Here is a 1,062-nt window from a genome sequence, read left to right on the forward strand (position 1 = left end):
GGCTGACCAAGCACTTCCCGGTCAAGGGAGGCTTCCCCATCCGGCGGACCATCGGCGCGGTCCAGGCGGTGGACGGCATCGACCTGTCGGTGCGGGTGGGCGAGAGCTTCGGGCTGGTCGGTGAGTCGGGCTGCGGCAAGTCGACCACGGGCCGGCTGATCACCCGGCTGATGGAGCCGACCGCGGGCACGATCTCGTACCGGGGCAAGGACATCAGCCGCGCCTCGCGCCGGGAGCTGGCGCCGATCCGGTCCGAGATCCAGATGATCTTCCAGGACCCGTACTCCTCCCTCAACCCCCGCCAGACCGTCGGCAAGATCATCTCCGGGCCGATGGAGATCAACGGCATCGAGCCGCCCGGTGGCCGCGAGAAGCGGGTGCGCGAGCTGCTGGAGATCGTCGGTCTCAACCCCGAGCACTTCAACCGCTTCCCGCACGAGTTCTCCGGCGGCCAGCGCCAGCGCATCGGGGTGGCGCGGGCGCTCGCCCTGGAGCCCAAGCTGATCGTGGCGGACGAGCCGGTTTCCGCGCTGGACGTGTCGATCCAGGCCCAGGTGGTGAACCTGCTCCAGAAGGTGCAGCGGGAACTCGGCATCGCGTTCCTGTTCATCGCGCACGACCTCGCCATCGTGCGGCACTTCTCGCAGCGCGTCGCGGTGATGTACCTGGGCAAGATCATCGAGGTGGGCGACCGGGACTCCATCTACACGCGCCCCCGGCACCCCTACACCCACGCACTGCTCTCCGCCGTGCCCGAGGTGAGCGTGGCGGGCGAGCAGGCCCCGGCCCGCGAGCGCATCCGGCTGGCCGGTGACGTGCCGTCCCCGATCGACCCGCCGTCGGGCTGCCGCTTCCGCACCCGGTGCTGGAAGGCGCAGGACAAGTGCGCGACCGAGGAGCCGCCGCTGGTCCAGCTCTCCGGGAACCGGGCCGGCCACCTGACGGCCTGCCACTTCCCGGAGGAGCCGACGACCGAGGCCCGCGAGGAGGACATCATCCTGGACCCGGCGCTGGCGGCGCTGGAGGAGGACACCTCCAAGGACTAGGGGGTGTCTCGTCGAT

1 protein-coding gene is annotated in these 1,062 nt (G+C 70.5%); it reads left to right on the forward strand.

What is annotated here, in order from left to right; genetic code table 11:
- Window positions 1-1,046 (forward strand): ABC transporter ATP-binding protein (locus CCN33_RS06530; RefSeq protein WP_107483908.1); only part of this gene is annotated, 1,046 nt, incomplete at its 5' end.
- Between the last annotated feature and the right edge of the window lie 16 nt (window positions 1,047-1,062).

It is taken from the genome of Streptomyces recifensis (genome assembly GCF_002154615.1).
Classification (GTDB): Bacteria; Actinomycetota; Actinomycetes; order Streptomycetales; family Streptomycetaceae; genus Streptomyces; species Streptomyces griseoluteus.